General features: G+C 67.4%; 19 protein-coding genes. 9 read left to right on the forward strand and 10 right to left on the reverse strand.

The window, feature by feature from the left end:
* The 5 genes from MGN01_RS20710 to MGN01_RS20730 form a co-directional block, all read left to right on the forward strand.
* Window positions 1-565: phosphoenolpyruvate carboxylase (locus MGN01_RS20710; protein ID WP_147048733.1), on the forward strand; the 565-nt coding region annotated here is incomplete at its 5' end.
* 25 nt (window positions 566-590) lie between these two features.
* Window positions 591-1,565, forward strand: a complete 975-nt coding sequence (locus MGN01_RS20715; protein WP_147048734.1) for an HpcH/HpaI aldolase/citrate lyase family protein — start codon at window positions 591-593, stop codon at window positions 1,563-1,565.
* Window positions 1,566-1,862: 297 nt separating this feature from the next.
* Entirely contained in the window at window positions 1,863-2,150 is a 288-nt protein-coding gene (locus MGN01_RS20720; protein WP_147048735.1) for a hypothetical protein, read from the forward strand.
* A 53-nt stretch (window positions 2,151-2,203) separates the two neighbouring features.
* Window positions 2,204-2,638: a GlcG/HbpS family heme-binding protein gene (locus tag MGN01_RS20725; protein ID WP_147048736.1), complete on the forward strand. Its 435-nt coding sequence runs from the start codon at window positions 2,204-2,206 to the stop codon at window positions 2,636-2,638.
* 200 nt (window positions 2,639-2,838) lie between these two features.
* On the forward strand, window positions 2,839-3,018 hold the full coding sequence (locus MGN01_RS20730; protein WP_147048737.1) for a hypothetical protein: 180 nt from the start codon (window positions 2,839-2,841) through the stop codon (window positions 3,016-3,018).
* Window positions 3,019-3,077: 59 nt separating this feature from the next.
* On the opposite strand, the gene MGN01_RS20735 is transcribed toward MGN01_RS20730, so the two are convergent.
* The 6 genes from MGN01_RS20735 to MGN01_RS20760 all read right to left on the reverse strand — a co-directional run bounded on the left by MGN01_RS20735 (window position 3,078) and on the right by MGN01_RS20760 (window position 7,595).
* Window positions 3,078-3,497 carry a hypothetical protein gene (locus MGN01_RS20735; RefSeq protein WP_147048738.1) on the reverse strand — a complete coding sequence of 140 codons (420 nt, stop codon included), beginning with the start codon at window positions 3,495-3,497 and terminating at the stop codon, window positions 3,078-3,080.
* Window positions 3,498-3,646: 149 nt separating this feature from the next.
* Entirely contained in the window at window positions 3,647-4,498 is an 852-nt protein-coding gene (locus MGN01_RS20740) for a formate/nitrite transporter family protein (RefSeq protein WP_147048739.1), read from the reverse strand.
* Between the two features lie 87 nt (window positions 4,499-4,585).
* Window positions 4,586-5,608 (reverse strand): pilus assembly protein TadG-related protein, encoded by a 1,023-nt coding sequence (locus tag MGN01_RS20745; RefSeq protein WP_170246089.1) that lies wholly within the window; start codon window positions 5,606-5,608, stop codon window positions 4,586-4,588.
* A gap of 10 nt (window positions 5,609-5,618) precedes the next feature.
* Entirely contained in the window at window positions 5,619-6,149 is a 531-nt protein-coding gene (locus MGN01_RS20750; protein ID WP_147048741.1) for a TadE/TadG family type IV pilus assembly protein, read from the reverse strand.
* Window positions 6,149-6,646, reverse strand: a complete 498-nt coding sequence (locus tag MGN01_RS20755; RefSeq protein WP_170246090.1) for a TadE/TadG family type IV pilus assembly protein — start codon at window positions 6,644-6,646, stop codon at window positions 6,149-6,151. The genes MGN01_RS20750 and MGN01_RS20755 overlap by 1 nt, the downstream gene beginning before the upstream one ends.
* A gap of 208 nt (window positions 6,647-6,854) precedes the next feature.
* Window positions 6,855-7,595 (reverse strand): competence/damage-inducible protein A, encoded by a 741-nt coding sequence (locus MGN01_RS20760; RefSeq protein ID WP_147048743.1) that lies wholly within the window; start codon window positions 7,593-7,595, stop codon window positions 6,855-6,857.
* A 102-nt stretch (window positions 7,596-7,697) separates the two neighbouring features.
* Between MGN01_RS20760 and sfsA the strand changes: the two genes are divergently transcribed.
* On the forward strand, window positions 7,698-8,414 hold the full coding sequence (gene sfsA, locus MGN01_RS20765; RefSeq protein WP_147048744.1) for a DNA/RNA nuclease SfsA: 717 nt from the start codon (window positions 7,698-7,700) through the stop codon (window positions 8,412-8,414).
* Here the strand turns inward: sfsA and MGN01_RS20770 are convergent, their stop codons facing one another.
* Entirely contained in the window at window positions 8,415-9,242 is an 828-nt protein-coding gene (locus MGN01_RS20770) for an FkbM family methyltransferase (RefSeq protein WP_147048745.1), read from the reverse strand.
* Window positions 9,243-9,359: 117 nt separating this feature from the next.
* Between MGN01_RS20770 and MGN01_RS20775 the strand changes: the two genes are divergently transcribed.
* Window positions 9,360-10,127 carry an alpha/beta fold hydrolase gene (locus MGN01_RS20775; RefSeq protein WP_147048746.1) on the forward strand — a complete coding sequence of 256 codons (768 nt, stop codon included), beginning with the start codon at window positions 9,360-9,362 and terminating at the stop codon, window positions 10,125-10,127.
* A 52-nt stretch (window positions 10,128-10,179) separates the two neighbouring features.
* On the opposite strand, the gene MGN01_RS20780 is transcribed toward MGN01_RS20775, so the two are convergent.
* The 3 genes from MGN01_RS20780 to MGN01_RS20790 all read right to left on the reverse strand — a co-directional run bounded on the left by MGN01_RS20780 (window position 10,180) and on the right by MGN01_RS20790 (window position 11,890).
* Window positions 10,180-11,184 (reverse strand): SDR family oxidoreductase, encoded by a 1,005-nt coding sequence (locus MGN01_RS20780; RefSeq protein WP_147048747.1) that lies wholly within the window; start codon window positions 11,182-11,184, stop codon window positions 10,180-10,182.
* A 102-nt stretch (window positions 11,185-11,286) separates the two neighbouring features.
* Window positions 11,287-11,643, reverse strand: a complete 357-nt coding sequence (locus MGN01_RS20785; protein WP_147048748.1) for an MmcQ/YjbR family DNA-binding protein — start codon at window positions 11,641-11,643, stop codon at window positions 11,287-11,289.
* A gap of 4 nt (window positions 11,644-11,647) precedes the next feature.
* Window positions 11,648-11,890: a hypothetical protein gene (locus tag MGN01_RS20790; protein WP_147048749.1), complete on the reverse strand. Its 243-nt coding sequence runs from the start codon at window positions 11,888-11,890 to the stop codon at window positions 11,648-11,650.
* Between the two features lie 155 nt (window positions 11,891-12,045).
* On the opposite strand from MGN01_RS20790, the gene MGN01_RS20795 reads away from it, so the two are divergent.
* On the forward strand, window positions 12,046-13,146 hold the full coding sequence (locus MGN01_RS20795) for a spore photoproduct lyase family protein (protein WP_147048750.1): 1,101 nt from the start codon (window positions 12,046-12,048) through the stop codon (window positions 13,144-13,146).
* A 259-nt stretch (window positions 13,147-13,405) separates the two neighbouring features.
* Window positions 13,406-14,413 carry an asparaginase gene (locus tag MGN01_RS20800; RefSeq protein ID WP_147048751.1) on the forward strand — a complete coding sequence of 336 codons (1,008 nt, stop codon included), beginning with the start codon at window positions 13,406-13,408 and terminating at the stop codon, window positions 14,411-14,413.
* The last annotated feature ends 153 nt before the right edge of the window (window positions 14,414-14,566 follow it).

Consider the following 14,566-nt stretch of genomic DNA (forward strand, 5'->3'; position numbering starts at 1 on the left):
GCGCCCGGCCCGCCGCTTCGGCGCGAAGTCGCTCGATGATCTTCGCGCGATCCCCTGGGTCTTCGCCTGGTCGCAGAACCGGCACGTCATCACGGGTTGGTACGGCGTCGGCTCGGGGCTGCAGAGCTTCATCGAGGTGCGCGGTGAAGGGGGCGAGCGTCAGCTCAAGCGGCTCTTCGAGGAATCGCGCGTCTTCCGACTCGTCCTCGACGAGGTCGAGAAGACACTGCTGATGGTCGACCTCGACATCGCCCGTGACTATGCCGGGCTCGTCGCAGACGAGAAGATCCGCACCGAAGTCTTCTCGATGATCGAGGCGGAGTACGAGCTGACCAAGCAGATGGTGCTGCGCGTCAGCGGCGACGGTGAGCTCGCCGAGCGCTTTCCGCTGTTCCGTGATCGCCTCAAGGGGCGGCTGCCGACCATCAACCAGGTCAGCCGCGAACAGGTCGAACTGCTGCGGCGCTTCCGCAGCGAAGAAGACGAGGATCGCCGCGAGGCCGTGAAATCCGCGCTGCTGCTATCGATCAACTGCATCGCCGTCGGCTTCGGCGCTACGGGCTAAACCGTTAATAAAAGAGAGGAAACCCATGAGCTTCACCCTGATCCCACAGGCCAAGGCCCGGCTGCACCGCTCCGAGTTGGCCGTGCCCGGTTCGAACCCGACCTTCATGGAGAAGTCGGCCACCTCGAATGCCGACGTGATCTTCCTCGACCTTGAGGACGCGGTCGCTCCCGACGACAAGGAGCAGGCGCGCAAGAACATCATCCAGGCGCTCAACGAGATCGACTGGGGCAACAAGACCATGATGATCCGCATCAACGGTCTCGACACCCACTACATGTACCGGGACGTCGTCGACATCGTGGAGGCCTGCCCGCGCCTCGACATGATCCTTATCCCGAAGGTCGGCGTGCCGGCTGACGTCTACGCGATCGACGTGCTGGTCACCCAGATCGAGCAGGCCAAAAAGCGCGAGAAGAAGCTCGGCTTCGAGGTGCTGATCGAGACCGCGCTAGGCATGGCCAATGTCGAAGCGATCGCCCAGTCCTCGAAACGCCTGGAGGCGATGTCCTTCGGCGTGGCCGACTACGCTGCCTCCTGCCGCACCCGCTCCACCGTGATCGGCGGCGTGAACCCCGATTACAGCGTGCTGACCGACAAGGACGACGCCGGCAAACGCGAGATCCATTGGCAGGATCCGTGGCTGTTCGCCCAGCAGCGCATGCTCGTCGCCTGCCGTGCCTATGGACTGCGCCCGATCGACGGCCCCTTCGGCGACTTCTCGGACCAGGACGGCTACGTCTCCGCCGCCCGGCGCTGCGCGTCCGCCGGCTACGAGGGCAAGTGGGCGATCCATCCCTCGCAGATCGACCTTGCCAACGAGGTGTTCACCCCCTCCGAGAAGGAGGTCGAGAAGGCCCGCCGCATCCTCGTCGCTATGGAAGAGGCTGCCAAGGCCGGCCGCGGCGCCGTGGCCCTCGATGGCCGCCTGATCGACATCGCCTCGATCAAGATGGCCGAGGCGCTGATCCAGAAGGCCGATGCGATGTCGGCGAAGTAATCGCAGACATTCTGCCAGACCAACGGGCCGCTCCGGAGCACCGGGGCGGTCATTTTCATATCGGCTCCAACCGCTTCGAACGGCGCCATCCGCCGTGAACGGCCGAGCCCAAATTCCCTGATTTAATCGCCGCTCTGCCCGTTCCCTCGGGCTGGCCTGACGCTCACGCCGAACATGTTCCGCGTGTTGTCGCGAGCGGTCCCGCAGTCCCGGGGCGGGATCACCCGCACTCGCGCGCGTGGCCGCAGGTGTAAGCTCGCCTGACCGGGGCCTCGGGGCTCCACGGGGAGCCAAGTCATGACCAGCCTTGCCATCGACCCGCTGATCGCGCTCGGCGTCCTGCTCGCGACCGGGGTGACCGACGCCGCCTATGTCTTTTTCAATGCGGCGGTCGCCGCCCGGCACCGCATCCGCGCGGCCAATTGGAGCGCGGTCTGGTACCTGCTCTCGGCTTTCGCGGTGATCAAATACACCGAGAACGCAGTCTATGTGCTTTTCGCAGCGGCGGGATCGTGGCTCGGTGCCTATGGGTCGGTGACCTGGCTGCTACGCCGGCCCGGCGCACAGGCCTTGCCACACCGCTGATCGACCACACCTAACCCTGTGTAAGCTCAGCCATTCCACCGGAGGGAAACGACATGCACGTCACCATCGACCAGGCCGAGAAGGCCATCGAAGCCGCGCGCCAGAAGGCGGTCGAGCTCGGCACGCAGATGTGCATCGCCGTCGTCGATTCCGGCGGCAACCTCAAGGCGTTCTACCGGATGGACGGCGCCTGGGTCGGCTCCATCGACATCGCGCAGAAGAAGGCCAAGACGGCGGTGTTCTTCGGAATGAAGACCGGTGCCATCGGCAGCCTGTCGCAGCCCGGCGGCCCGCTCTACGGGATCGAGCATTCGAATGACGGCCTGATCACCTTCCCCGGCGGCATCCCGATCGTCGACACCGACGGCGAGATGTCTGGCGCCATCGGCGTCAGCGGCTCGTCGGTGGAGAACGACGATGCGGTGGCACTCGCCGGCGCCAAGGCCATCGGCGACACCGAGCTGCCCGAGCACCCCTGGCGGACCTGACGGACAGCAGGACGTCCCGGACTTCGGACCGGGGCCTCCGGCTGCCGCCGGGGACCGCGGCCGGAGCCGAGCCGGGTCTCGCATTAGCGGCGCGCATCCGCGCATCGGTGACGGGTACTCGTCCCACGGCCAAAAAAACCAGCGGTTAAGCATGAACCCGTATCACGCTCCTACCACCCCGGTGAGGACAAGGAGCGCTGATGACCAGGGAGCAACTCGCCGCCGAGCTCAAGCGCATGGCCTCCGCGCAGGTCAGCGACATCACCCGCGCGGTGAAGGACGGTCATAAGACCATCGCCCTCAACGAGCTGGCCGATCTCGACCGTCAGCTCAAGGCCTTGGCCACCGCGCTGAAGGCGAAGCCGGTCGCGCGGGTCTGAGACTGCGAAGCGGGCGCGTCTTCGAACAGGCGCGCCCGCGATCGATTCGGCGGCCGCCGCTACCAGCGCGGAGGACCGTCCCAAGGCTCATCGGGAATGTCGGCCGGCGGGACCGGATGGGGCCGGTAGAAGCTCGGCCGGAAACGCGGAGCGGGCCGCTCGTCGCAGATGCGCACGCGTCGCTCGACCTCGTCGCCATATGCGTCGATCCGGTGTTTCACGATCGTCCTGCACTCCTCGGCTGGGGGAGGGCCGTCATAGGGTCCGGCGACGAAGCGCGGTCCGTATGGGACGGGGCGGCGCGGCGGGGGCGGCACCTCCTCCTCGACGCGCTCCTCGCGATAGACCCGGCCCGGCTGCGGCTCGATGCCGGGGTAGGGCGGATAGCCGAGGTCGGCGGCCAGCGCAGGAACCGCGGTGGCGACTGCCAGGGTGCCGAGGCAGAGACCGGCCAATCGTCGAATGACAGTGTGCGGCATGGTCGAGTGTCCTGAAAGGGCACCGGCACGCGCGAGCGCGGCGCCGGCTCAAGCACCATCATCGCGCGCCCTGCCTGAACGTTGGCCGTGCAGCGCCGCACGGCCAACGTTCAGGCAGGGCTCCCGGCCATCCGACGGGACGAGCGCCGTCACCGCGTCGGTGCGCCCCGTTCCTCGACCTCCGGGGCGACCTGTCCGTAATTGAGCACCGAGACGAGGGTGACGCCGCCGAGCACGTTGCCGATCAGCGTCGGCAGGAAGAAGCGCCAGACATACTCGGCCGGGCCGATGGCGCCGGTGACGACGAGGTAGAACGCGTTGATCGAGCCGGCGACGATATGCGTGAGCCCGCACATCGAGACGAGCGAGGTCATCAGGAGGATGATGAAGGGCGCCGCCGATCCGGTGGCGGGCAGGATCCAGACCATCAGCGCGATGAGCCAGCCGGCGAAGACCGCCTTGATCAGGGTGGTCAGGAAGGGCCCCTCGACGGCGTGGTGGCTGATCTCGGCAAAGGCCGCGCGCACCTCCGGCTTGAACGCATCGGTCTCGGCCAGCGCGTAGGCGATCGCGAAGGTTGCCACGATGTTGGCACCGAGCACGATCCCCCAGAGCCGCGCCACGCGCGAGAGATTGAGCCAGGTCCTCTGGTGCAGCAGCGGCAGGATTGGCGTGACCGTGTTCTCGGTGAAGAGCTGCTGACGTCCGAGTACGACGATGAGGAAGCCGATCGAGTAGCCGACGCTCGTCACGAGCTCGGCCCAGGGCGCGTCGGGAAGATGAGATTTCAGGACGCCGGGTACGATCAGCGAGAAGCCCATGGTCAGCCCCGCCGCGAAGGCGGAGAGCGTGAGCGCCACCGCGGTCCGGCGCAACTCGTCCTCGCCCTCGGCGCGGATGATCTCGTGCAGAAGCAGCGCGTCGGGACGATGCGCCTCTTGGACCTCTTCCTCGGTGTCCCGATGCTTCGCGGCCGCGTCGCTCCGGTCTTGGTCGGTCATGGCGCTCTCTGGCTTGGTTCGCGCCTTTGCAACGCCCAAGTCCCTGATCCGTCGCAGAGACGCTGCCGAAACCTGCCGCAGAGGATCTTATCGGACCAGGACGACGCTGTTCGTCGCCCCGCTGCCGGAGCCGCCGCCGCTCGCAGGGCAGGTCACGTTGAAGACGGCGTCGTTGTAGTCGCGGTCGTCCGAGGTGCCGCCCATGTCGTTCCAATAATAGGTGATCGTCTTGCCGGGGGTCTGGCCGCAATTGACCGTGCCGTTCGCCGGCGGCGTGAGCGCGAGGGCGCAGGATCCGTTGTTGATGGAGCTGGACTTGCCCGTGATCGTCGTCTGCAGGCTGCAGTTGAAGAGCTGGAGGGCATAGGCGGAGGAGGAGGGCGGCGTCAGGTGCGAGTAGAAGAAGTGCGAGCTGCCCTGCGCAGCGCCGTAGCCGTTCCTGCCATAGCCGCTGATGCCGCCGGTGACGTTCTTGAGGGCGAAGCCGATCTTCTGGCCGGTGCCGATGACGGCCGAGATATCTTTCTGCGTGCTGCCACCGGTATTCGAGAACAGCAGATTCAGCGCCGAGGCGGGCGGGACGCTGTTATCGCTCGGAACGACGTACCAGTAGATGCTGTTCGCGTCGGCCGCGTTGCTGGCGAAGCTCGAGAGCGAGAAGTTCAGCTTGTAGCCGGCGCTACGCGCCTCCGAGGTGACCGCAACGGCCGTGGCCTTGGAGAAGAGCACCATGAGCGAGTTCGGGACGCTCGCCTGCGCCGTCACGGTCACGCTGCCCGCGGTGGCGCTCGCCGGGCTCGGTGTCGCTGAGTAGGTGATGCTCGGCGCATAGGGCAGGCGGAGGATGGAATCCGCCATATAGCGTTGCGCCGTCGCCTGCGCGGCCGCGCTCGCCGTGGGCGAGACATAGACAGCGGCGCCGGCGAGCGCCGCGGCATCGGCGGCTGATTGCAGCTCCGAGCGCAACTGAACGGCCCGCATCATGTCGAGGCCGGCGCCGGCAGCAACCAGCAACGGAACGGCCATCAAGGCATACCAGACCGCGAAGACCCCGCTCTGGTCGCTGCGGAATGATCGCAGGACGTCACGACGGCCGACACGTCCGTGCATGCGGTGCGGCTCAGCTTCCATAGGTCACCGGCGTGCCCTGTCGCGGCCGCGACAAGGCCGTGCTCGCGAAGGTGACGTTGAGCGTCAGCGGGAAGGTGAGGGGCGAGGTGTAGACGTAGCTCGCGTTGACGACGATGGCGCTGTCGCCGGCCGCCGGCGTCACGGACGCGGCCGTGCTCGCGGCATTCGCGATGCCCGCAACCGAGCCGCAGCTTACGTCGGTCCAGTCGATCTTCCGCCCGTTATTCGCATAGGTCACACTCGCGATCGACGCCTTGAACGTCGTGCCGGCCAGCGGCAGGAGCGAGAGCCTTCCTGCCTTGCAGAAGTCGGCGATATCCGCTGGGCTGACACGGTCCTGCTGCGAGACCAGGTCCGCGAGGTTGCGCGTCGCCGCCACCGTCAGCATGCGGGCCCGCGCCAGGGCGAAAACCTGGAAGCTGCCGAGAATGGCGAGCAGCATCGAGGGAAGGATCAACGCGAATTCGACGGCGCCCACTCCGGACCGGTCCCGGCGAAAGCGTCCGAGGAGTCCGCGCATCAGTAGCTCTCGCTCTGGAAGGCCAGCGTGGTCGTCAGGAGGATGTTGCCTCCGAAGCCCGCCGCCTGCAGCAGCTTCGAAGCCGAGGCCGGCTTGCTGTATCCGAGCTGGAGCAGGACGTCGGCGCCCGAGCCTCCCGGTGTAAACCCGGTCTTGCTGAGCGTGCCCGTGCTCGACACCGTTGCCGGCGTGAGGCCGCCGAAGCTCGTCCCCGACTGCACGTAGAACACGATGCTGTCACACGGGATGAACGGAGAGGCCTTGGCGCAGACCGCCGCCTTGAAGGAAGCGGAGGTGGCTGGGCCGACACGGATCAGCCGGCTCGCATCGCGCGCCGCATTGTCGAGCGTGCTCAGCATGAACAGGCAGAGGCCGACTTCGATCCAGGCGAAGATCAGGACCAGGAAGACGGGCGCGATGAGGGCGACCTCGACGGCCGTGGCCGCTCGCTGATCGCGGAGAAAGCCGTGCCATTGCGGTCTGCGAAGACGACACACGGTGGGCGCCCGGAATGATGCGGGACACCCCTGAATCCGCGGCCGTCCCTCATGTCTTTCGTGAATTCCGCCCGGTTAATGATGACTAAAATGCACCGTCTCAATTGATTGGCATCGTGACGGAGATAACGCAAAAGTTTTTTTCATGGTGCGAAAGGCCCTCACCATCGCGGATGATCCCGTAAACTTGGCCGTTTCGAGGATCTCATCACGGCCTCAGCTTTGCGAGCATCTCTTCGATCTCCGCTCGAGCCGCCGCAACTGCCTCTGCATCTCGGCCCCGCACCACGATACGGTTCGCAAAGCCGCTCTGCGTCATGGATGGGTAGGAGCCGATCGAGACGCCGCCCTGCCGTGCGGCGATGGCAGACAGTCCCGTCGCGAAGGTGCCCTCGGGCAGGCCGCCGGCATCGATCGTCTCGGAGATCACCGGGATGCCCGGCGAGAGTTGCGGGAGGATCGCGTCGAGCATCGCGTTCATGATCTGCGGCACGCCGGCCATGACGAAGACGTTGCCGATGGAAAATCCCGGCGCCTTCGAGACAGGATTGGGAATCAGCTCCGCTCCGTGCGGGATGCGCGCCATCCGTAAGCGCGCTTCGTTGAGATCCTCCGGCTTGTGCCGCTCCAGCAACATGGCCCTGGCACGCTCATCGACATCGATGCCGACCCCGAAAGCCGCCGCGATGCTGTCGGCGGTGATGTCGTCGTGGGTCGGGCCGATGCCGCCAGTGGTGAAGAGGTAGGTGTAGCGGGCGCGCAGGGCGTTCACCGCCGCCACGATCTCCTCCGCCTCGTCCGGCACGACGCGAACCTCCCGCAGGTCGATGCCGATCTCGGTCAGCCGCTCGGCGATGGAGCCGATGTTCTTGTCCTTGGTGCGCCCCGACAGGATCTCGTCACCGATGACGAGCACGGCGGCGGTGACGGAGGTTCTGGGCTCGGTCATGGGTGCTCTGGGGGGAGGGGACGTGCAGAGCGTGGCAAGTAGCGCGCCAGCGCCGAGACGCCAGCACTGTCGCGCGACGGGCGCTCGGTGCTACGCGGCGCGATGCGTTTCCCAAAACCCCTGATCGAGGCGCGGCTGGTCCAGCGCTACAAGCGCTTCCTCGCCGACGTGGTGCTGGCGGACGGCACGGCCGTGACCGCCCACTGTGCCAATCCTGGCGCCATGCTCGGGCTGAACGCGCCGGGCAGCCGCGTGCTGCTCTCGATCTGCGACAGCAGGACGCGGAAGCTCCCGCATTCCTGGGAGCTGGTCGAGGCCGAGTTGCCCGGCGGCCCGCAATGGGTCGGCATCAACACGATGCGCCCGAACGCCCTGGTGGCGGAGGCCTTCGCCGCCGGAAAGCTGGCACCGCTCGCAGGCTACACGACGCTCCGGCCGGAGGTTGCCTACGGCAAGGCCAGCCGCGTCGACTTCCTCGCCACGGGGGAGGGGATGCCGCCCTGCCATGTCGAGGTGAAGAACTGCCACCTGTTGCGCCAGCCCGGCCTCGCCGAATTTCCGGACTGCAAGGCCGCGCGCAGCGCCCGTCACATGGCGGAGCTCGCCGAGGTCGTTGCATCCGGGGGCCGGGCGATTCTGATCACCGTGGTGCAGATGGCGGCGGACGCGTTCGACATCGCGCGCGACATCGATCCCGCCTTCGACCGGGCGTTTCGCGCGGCGCGGGCGGCCGGCGTCGAGGTCCATGCCTATCGCTGCCGGATCACTCCGGAGGAGGTGGCGATCGCCGACGCGATCCCGGTGGTGACGCCCGCCTGATCAGGCCCGCTCGAACAGCAGATTCAGGCGCGTCTTGACGAGGCGGCGGTAACCGTAGGTCTCCAGCAGGCCGGGCAGGTCGATATGCCATTGCTCGGTGCCGTTCTCGACAATGAGCAGCTTCGGCAGCAGGCTCTCGGGCGCCTCGCGCAGGAACGGTTCGAGGATCAGGTCCTCGGCGCCTTCCACATCGAGCTTGATCGCGTCGATGCGCTCGATCCCCTCCGAGCAGCACAGGCCGAGCAGGGTTACGGCCGGCACCTTGATCTCGGCGCCCTGGTTCGTGCCCACGATCTTGACGCTCGACTCGCCCTGGTTGCGCAGGTCGATGAACAGCGTCAGCTCACCGGCTTTGTCGGCGACAGCGCAGGCCACTGCCTTGATGGTGCCGTAGGGGTTCTGGCCGATATTGTAGATCAGCTTGTCGAACACGTCGGGCTGCGGCTCGACCGCGAGGATCTTGGCCTTCGGGCCGGCGAAGGCTCCGACGAAGAGGGAATAGGCGCCGATATTCGCGCCGATATCGAGGAAGGTGCCGTTCTGCGGCATGCGCGCCTTCAGGATCGCCCGCTCCTCGGGATCGAAGAATTGGGGCGTGAACAGCACCTTCTTCTCGCAATTGTTGCCGTAGGGGTGCAGCCGCATGCGCGCGCCATAGCGCTCGACATCGAGCGGCTTGCCGCGCAGCAGCGAGATCGCGATCCGCCGCAGCAGCATCGCCGTGCGGCGCCCGCGCCAGCTTCCCTCGGGAAGCGTCTGGGTGTGCGACGCGATCCGGGCGACGAGCCCGGTGGGAGCGTAGGTGCCGTAAGGCTTCGTATCCTTCATGCCGGCTGCTGATGCCAGCCCGATCGGTCCGCCGCAAGTCGGCGCCAAACAGCCGCGGGCGCTTTGCTTTTTGCGGTAAGCCGCGCCAAGAGACCTGAAAACGAGGATCGCGACCCCGTGCAGACCTTCGATTCCAGCGGCGTGACCATCGCCTATATCGACGTTCCGACGAAGACGGGAGCGGGCGATCCCATCCTGCTCATCCACGGCTTCGCCTCGACCCATGCGGTGAACTGGGTGAACACCCTCTGGGTCCGCACCCTGACCGAGGCGGGCTACCGGGTGATCGCCCTGGACAACCGCGGCCATGGCGAGAGCCAGAAGCTCTACGATCCCGAGGCCTACCGGACCGACGAGATGGCCGGCGACGCGCTCCGGCTGCTCGACCATCTCGGCATCCCGCACGCGGATGTGATGGGCTACTCGATGGGCGCGCGCATCGGCGCCGTGCTGGCGCTGGACCACCCGACCCGCGTGCGCTCGCTGCTGATGGGCGGCCTCGGCCTCTACATGGTCGACGGCAAGGGCGGCCTGCCGGACGGCATCGCCGAGGCGCTGGAGTCCCCTCCCGGCACGCCTGCGCCGAATCCGACGGCAGCCGCGTTCAGGGCCTTCGCCGAGCAGACCAAGAGCGATCTCCGTGCGCTCGCCGCCTGCATCCGCTGCTCGCGCCAACGCCTGTCGCGCGCCGAGCTGTCGCTGATCGAGACGCCGGCGCTCGTCACGGTGGGCACCCTCGACACCATCGCCGGATCGGGTCCAGGCCTCGCCGCGCTGATGCCGAACGCGACGGCACTCGAACTGCCGAACCGCGACCACAGCAGCGCCGTCGGCGACCGGCTTCACCGGCAGGGCGTGCTCGACTTCCTCAAGCAGCGCGCCTGACCCCCGGAGCGGTGGCCTCGGCGCCGGCGCTCAGCCCGCGCCGCGTGAGCCTTCACGGCAGGCCGTTGCCGCCGGCTGCGCCATAGACCTGCCCCGTCGCGTAGCTGTTCTCGGCGGAGGCGAGCAGCACGTAGATGCCGGCGAGCTCCGCCGGCTGGCCGGGGCGGCCGAATGGCGTCTGGGCACCGAACTTTTCGAGCTTGTCCATCGATGCGCCGCCCGACACCTGGAGCGGCGTCCAGATCGGGCCGGGCGCGACGCCGTTGACCCGGATCCCCTTGGAGGCGAGCTGCTTGCCGAGCGAGCGCACGAAGTTCGTCGTCGCCGCCTTGGTCTGCGCGTAGTCGTAGAGATCGGGCGTCGGGTCGGTCGCCTGTTCCGATGTCGTCGCGATGATCGTGGAACCTGGCTTCAGGTGAGGCAAAGCCGCCTTGATGATCCAGAACGGCGCGTAAATGTTCGTCTTCATCGTCCAGTCGAACTGCTCGCTGGAGATGTCGAGGATCGAGGCGTGGGCCTGCTGGCGGCCCGCATTGCTCACCAGGATGTCGAGACCGCCGAGCCCCTCCACGGCGCGGGCGACCAGATCGCGGCAGAAGGCCTCGTCGCGCAAGTCGCCGGGAATGGCCACGGCCTTTCGGCCGGCGGCCTCGATCAGGGCGACGACCTCGCGCGCATCAGGCTCCTCGTCGGGGAGGTAATTGATGGCGACGTCGGCACCTTCCCGGGCGAAGGCGATCGCCGCGGCCCGCCCCATGCCAGAATCGCCACCGGTGATCAGGGCCTTGCGCCCGGCAAGCCGCCCCGACCCGCGATAGCTCGACTCGCCGTGATCCGGCCTCGGCTCCATACGGCCGGCAAGGCCCGGCCAGGGCTGCGATTGCTGGGCGAAGGGCGGCTTCGGGTATTGGCCGATCGGATCGACCAGCGGCTGCGGGCCGGCTGCCGCCGACCGTTCCTGGGCCTGAGCGCCCCCTGAGGCGGCGGCGACGATCCCCGTTCCGACACCGCCGACGATCTGTCTGCGGGAGAGGGGATGGCGATCGCTCGAATCCATGATGTGCCTGATGCTGCCTTGCGAGATCGGGAGAACCCCTGCCTTCACGGGTTCGTTCAGCGGGAATGGCTGCAGCCGGCTCCTCCGGGGTGCGGCGAACCGTCAGGGCCCGATCATCAAGGCCTCATAGTGAGCGACGAGCCCTGACGGCGCCGTCGTCTTCCAGGCCGCGAGGAGGGCGCTGCGCAGGATCTCCTCCTCCGCGGCATCGAGGTCGAGGCTCGTCCAGCCGCGCGAGCCCCAAGCTCCCGGAACAGGCGCGAACGCATCGGGCTCGGCCTCGACCATGACGGCCTGCATCTCGGGCGCCAGCCTCACCACGACGCGATCCTCGTCGATCCACAGCGTGGCGAAGATCCTGCCACCGACCCGAAAATCGGGATGCCCCTGGTGGGCGCCTTCCATCGTATCCGGTAGCATTAGGGCGAGCGCGCGCACGTCCTCGGCCAGGCACGGCACGGGGCTATCCCGCGCCGGCCGTCGGCGGTTGCCATGACACACCGGGATGCTCGCGCACGTCGCCGGCCTTGGTGCCTGTATCGGACGTGCTGACCCACTCGCCGGGTTCGGTCACATCGACGATCTCGTCGTCGGGGTAGGCGGCTTCCAGAAACAGCCTCGCCTCACCTTCGGCAGCAGCGCGCACCGTCACGAGGGGCCGTTCGGCTCCCGCGCCGCGCACGCGTGCGATGAAAAGCTTCGTCATTCAGGTGCCTCCGATCTTCGCGTTGCCGGCCAGTCAACGCGCCCGGCACGCTCCGGTGACCACGAGCGCAATCATCTCGGTGCATTAGCCGCCTGCTGCAGGGACGGCGATGTCGCACCCTGCTCACTCCGGGGCGGTTGGCGCGTTTGGCCGTGATGTCAGTCGCGCCTTCCCGCACAGCAGGATCCGATAGGCCGGGCGCCCGCCTGTGGAGCCCTCGCCGCGTATTGATCACGCGCAGTGCCCGCGGCTTCGCGCATGGCCAGGCGATCGCGGAGCGCGCGGCCGCCCTCGGTTCGGAACTCGTCGAGCTGCCGGGGGACCGCATCGTCCTGCCGAAGGACGACGACCCGCGCGCGGCCTATCGTCTTGCGAAGTCCACCCTTGCGATCGTCGTCGCCTCCCCGAGCAAGCGACGGCTGCAGCCGATCCCGCCATCGGCGGATTGGCGCTTCGACCTTGCCGAAGGCTGCCATGCCCATTGCCAGTATTGCTATCTGGCCGGCTCCCTCGTTGGGCCGCCCCTCACGCGGGTCTATGCCAATCTCGACGAGATCCTGGATGTCTTGCCCCGGCATCTTGGTCACGGCGCCGTGACCTCGGCCTCCCCGGAACGGGCGCATGAGGGTACGACCTTCGAGGCCTCCTGCTACGCCGACCCGCTCGGCATCGAGCATCTGACGGGAGGGCTTGCCGAGGCCGTGCGCTTCTTCGGCCGCTGGGAGGCTCCCGTGCAGTTGCGCTTCACCAGCAAGTTCGCCGGCGTCGAGCCGCTGATCGGCCTGCCCCATGGCCGGCGGGTCCGGGTGCGCATGTCGGTGAACGCGCCTTCGCTGATCCGCCACGAGGGTGGCACCAGCCCGCTCGCGGCGCGGCTCGATGCGCTCGCGCGCCTTGCCCGCGATGGCTACCGCGTCGGGCTGACCGTCGCGCCGATCCAGCCGGTCGAGGACTGGCGTGAGGGCTACGCCACCCTGTTCGAGCAGGCCGCACGCCTGCTCGACGACGTGCCGGGGCTCGACCTCACCGTCGAGCTGATCACGCACCGCTTCACGCCAGGTTCAAAGGGCGTCCTGCAGGGTTGGTATCCCGGCAGCGATCTCGATCTCGACGAGGAGACGCGCTCGCGCAAACTCACAAAATTCGGGTCGGTGAAATACGTGTACCCGGCCGACACAATGCGCGAGATGCGCGCGGCGCTCACCGAACTCGTGTCAAAACATCTGCCGACGGCACGCATGCTCTATTGGACGTAGAGCGCCGGTGCGGTCGTTCGGCCCCTGGCAAGGTGCCGCCCGCTTCTCTGGACCCCGCCGAGCCGGCTCAGGCCGGTTGATCGGGCTCTTGCCATGGTGTTTGCCTGCTCAGGCGCTGCTCGCTGCCCTCCGGACCGCTCTCGGAAACCGCCGGGACGCTGCCATGGTCGCCGGTTGAAAGCGTGAACGGGTCGCGACAGGAGAGTGAATGATGGCTAGAGCAATCCTGAGGCTGGCATTCGTCGGACTCCTGGGTCCGATGGTGTTGGGGCAGAGCGTGGTGGCAGCCGAATTACCCAAGATTGCCGTGGTCGCGACCGGCGGTACGATCGCGATGAAGCTCGATCCCACGACCCATGCGCCGGTCCCCGCTTTGTCGGGCGAGGACCTCGTTTCCGCGGTGCCCAAGCTCAAGGACATCGCCACCATTGCGGTGACCGAGTTCAGCAACGTGCCCAGCGACTATATGGGACCGGACCGTTGGCCGGCCCTGTCGCGCAAGGTGGACGAGATCCTGGCCGACCCGGCGATCCAGGGCGCCATCGTCCTGCACGGCACCGACACGCTCGACCAGACCGCCTATTTCCTCGATCTGACCTTGAAGAGCGACAAGCCGGTTGTTCTGATCGGGGCGCAGCGCAACGCGTCCGACGTCGATGCGGACGGGCCTCGCAACCTCCTCAACGCAGCTCGGCAGATCCTGGCCGACGGCTCGGTCGGCGCAGGCGTGACCGTGACCCTCAACCACCGCATCAACGCGGCCCGCGAGGTCCGCAAGACCCACACCAGCAATGTCGAGACCTTCAATTCCGGTGAGGCGGGCATTCTGGGCTACGTGGACGAGGACCGCGTCGTCTTCAGCCGCAAGTCGCTGCGGCGGCAGACGCTGCCGCTTCCCGACCGGATGCCGCGGGTCGACCTCGTATCGATGTATGCCGGGGCGGATGGCAGCCAGGTTCGTCACGCGGCCGAGACCGGCGCCGAGGCCATCGTGGTCGAGGCCTATGGCTGGGGCAACATGAACGCGGAGATGCACGACGCCATTGCCGAGGTGATCGCCAAGGGCGTCCCGGTGATCGTCGCCACCAAGGTCTATGACGGTCGCGCGCTGCCGGTCTACGGCTTCAAGGGTGGAGGCAACACGCTGCTCAAAGCTGGAGCTGTGTTCGCGGGCGATCTCACGCCGGACAAGGCGCGGATCCTCGCCCTGATCGCGCTGCCCGCCACGAAGGAACGCGCGGCTTTGCAGAAGCTGTTCGACAAATAGGCGTCGAACAGGAGGGCGTCCGTCTCCGGCGTCCTCCCAACGGCAACAGGCGATCGGCGAGTCCCTCGCGAGCTCATGAGTTGCCGCACTCCGCTTCCAGCCAGCTGCAGGGATCGAAACCCTCCGGCATCGATGGAGATTCGACCGAGTGCC

It is taken from the genome of Methylobacterium gnaphalii, from assembly GCF_007992215.1.
Classification (GTDB): Bacteria; Pseudomonadota; Alphaproteobacteria; order Rhizobiales; family Beijerinckiaceae; genus Methylobacterium; species Methylobacterium gnaphalii.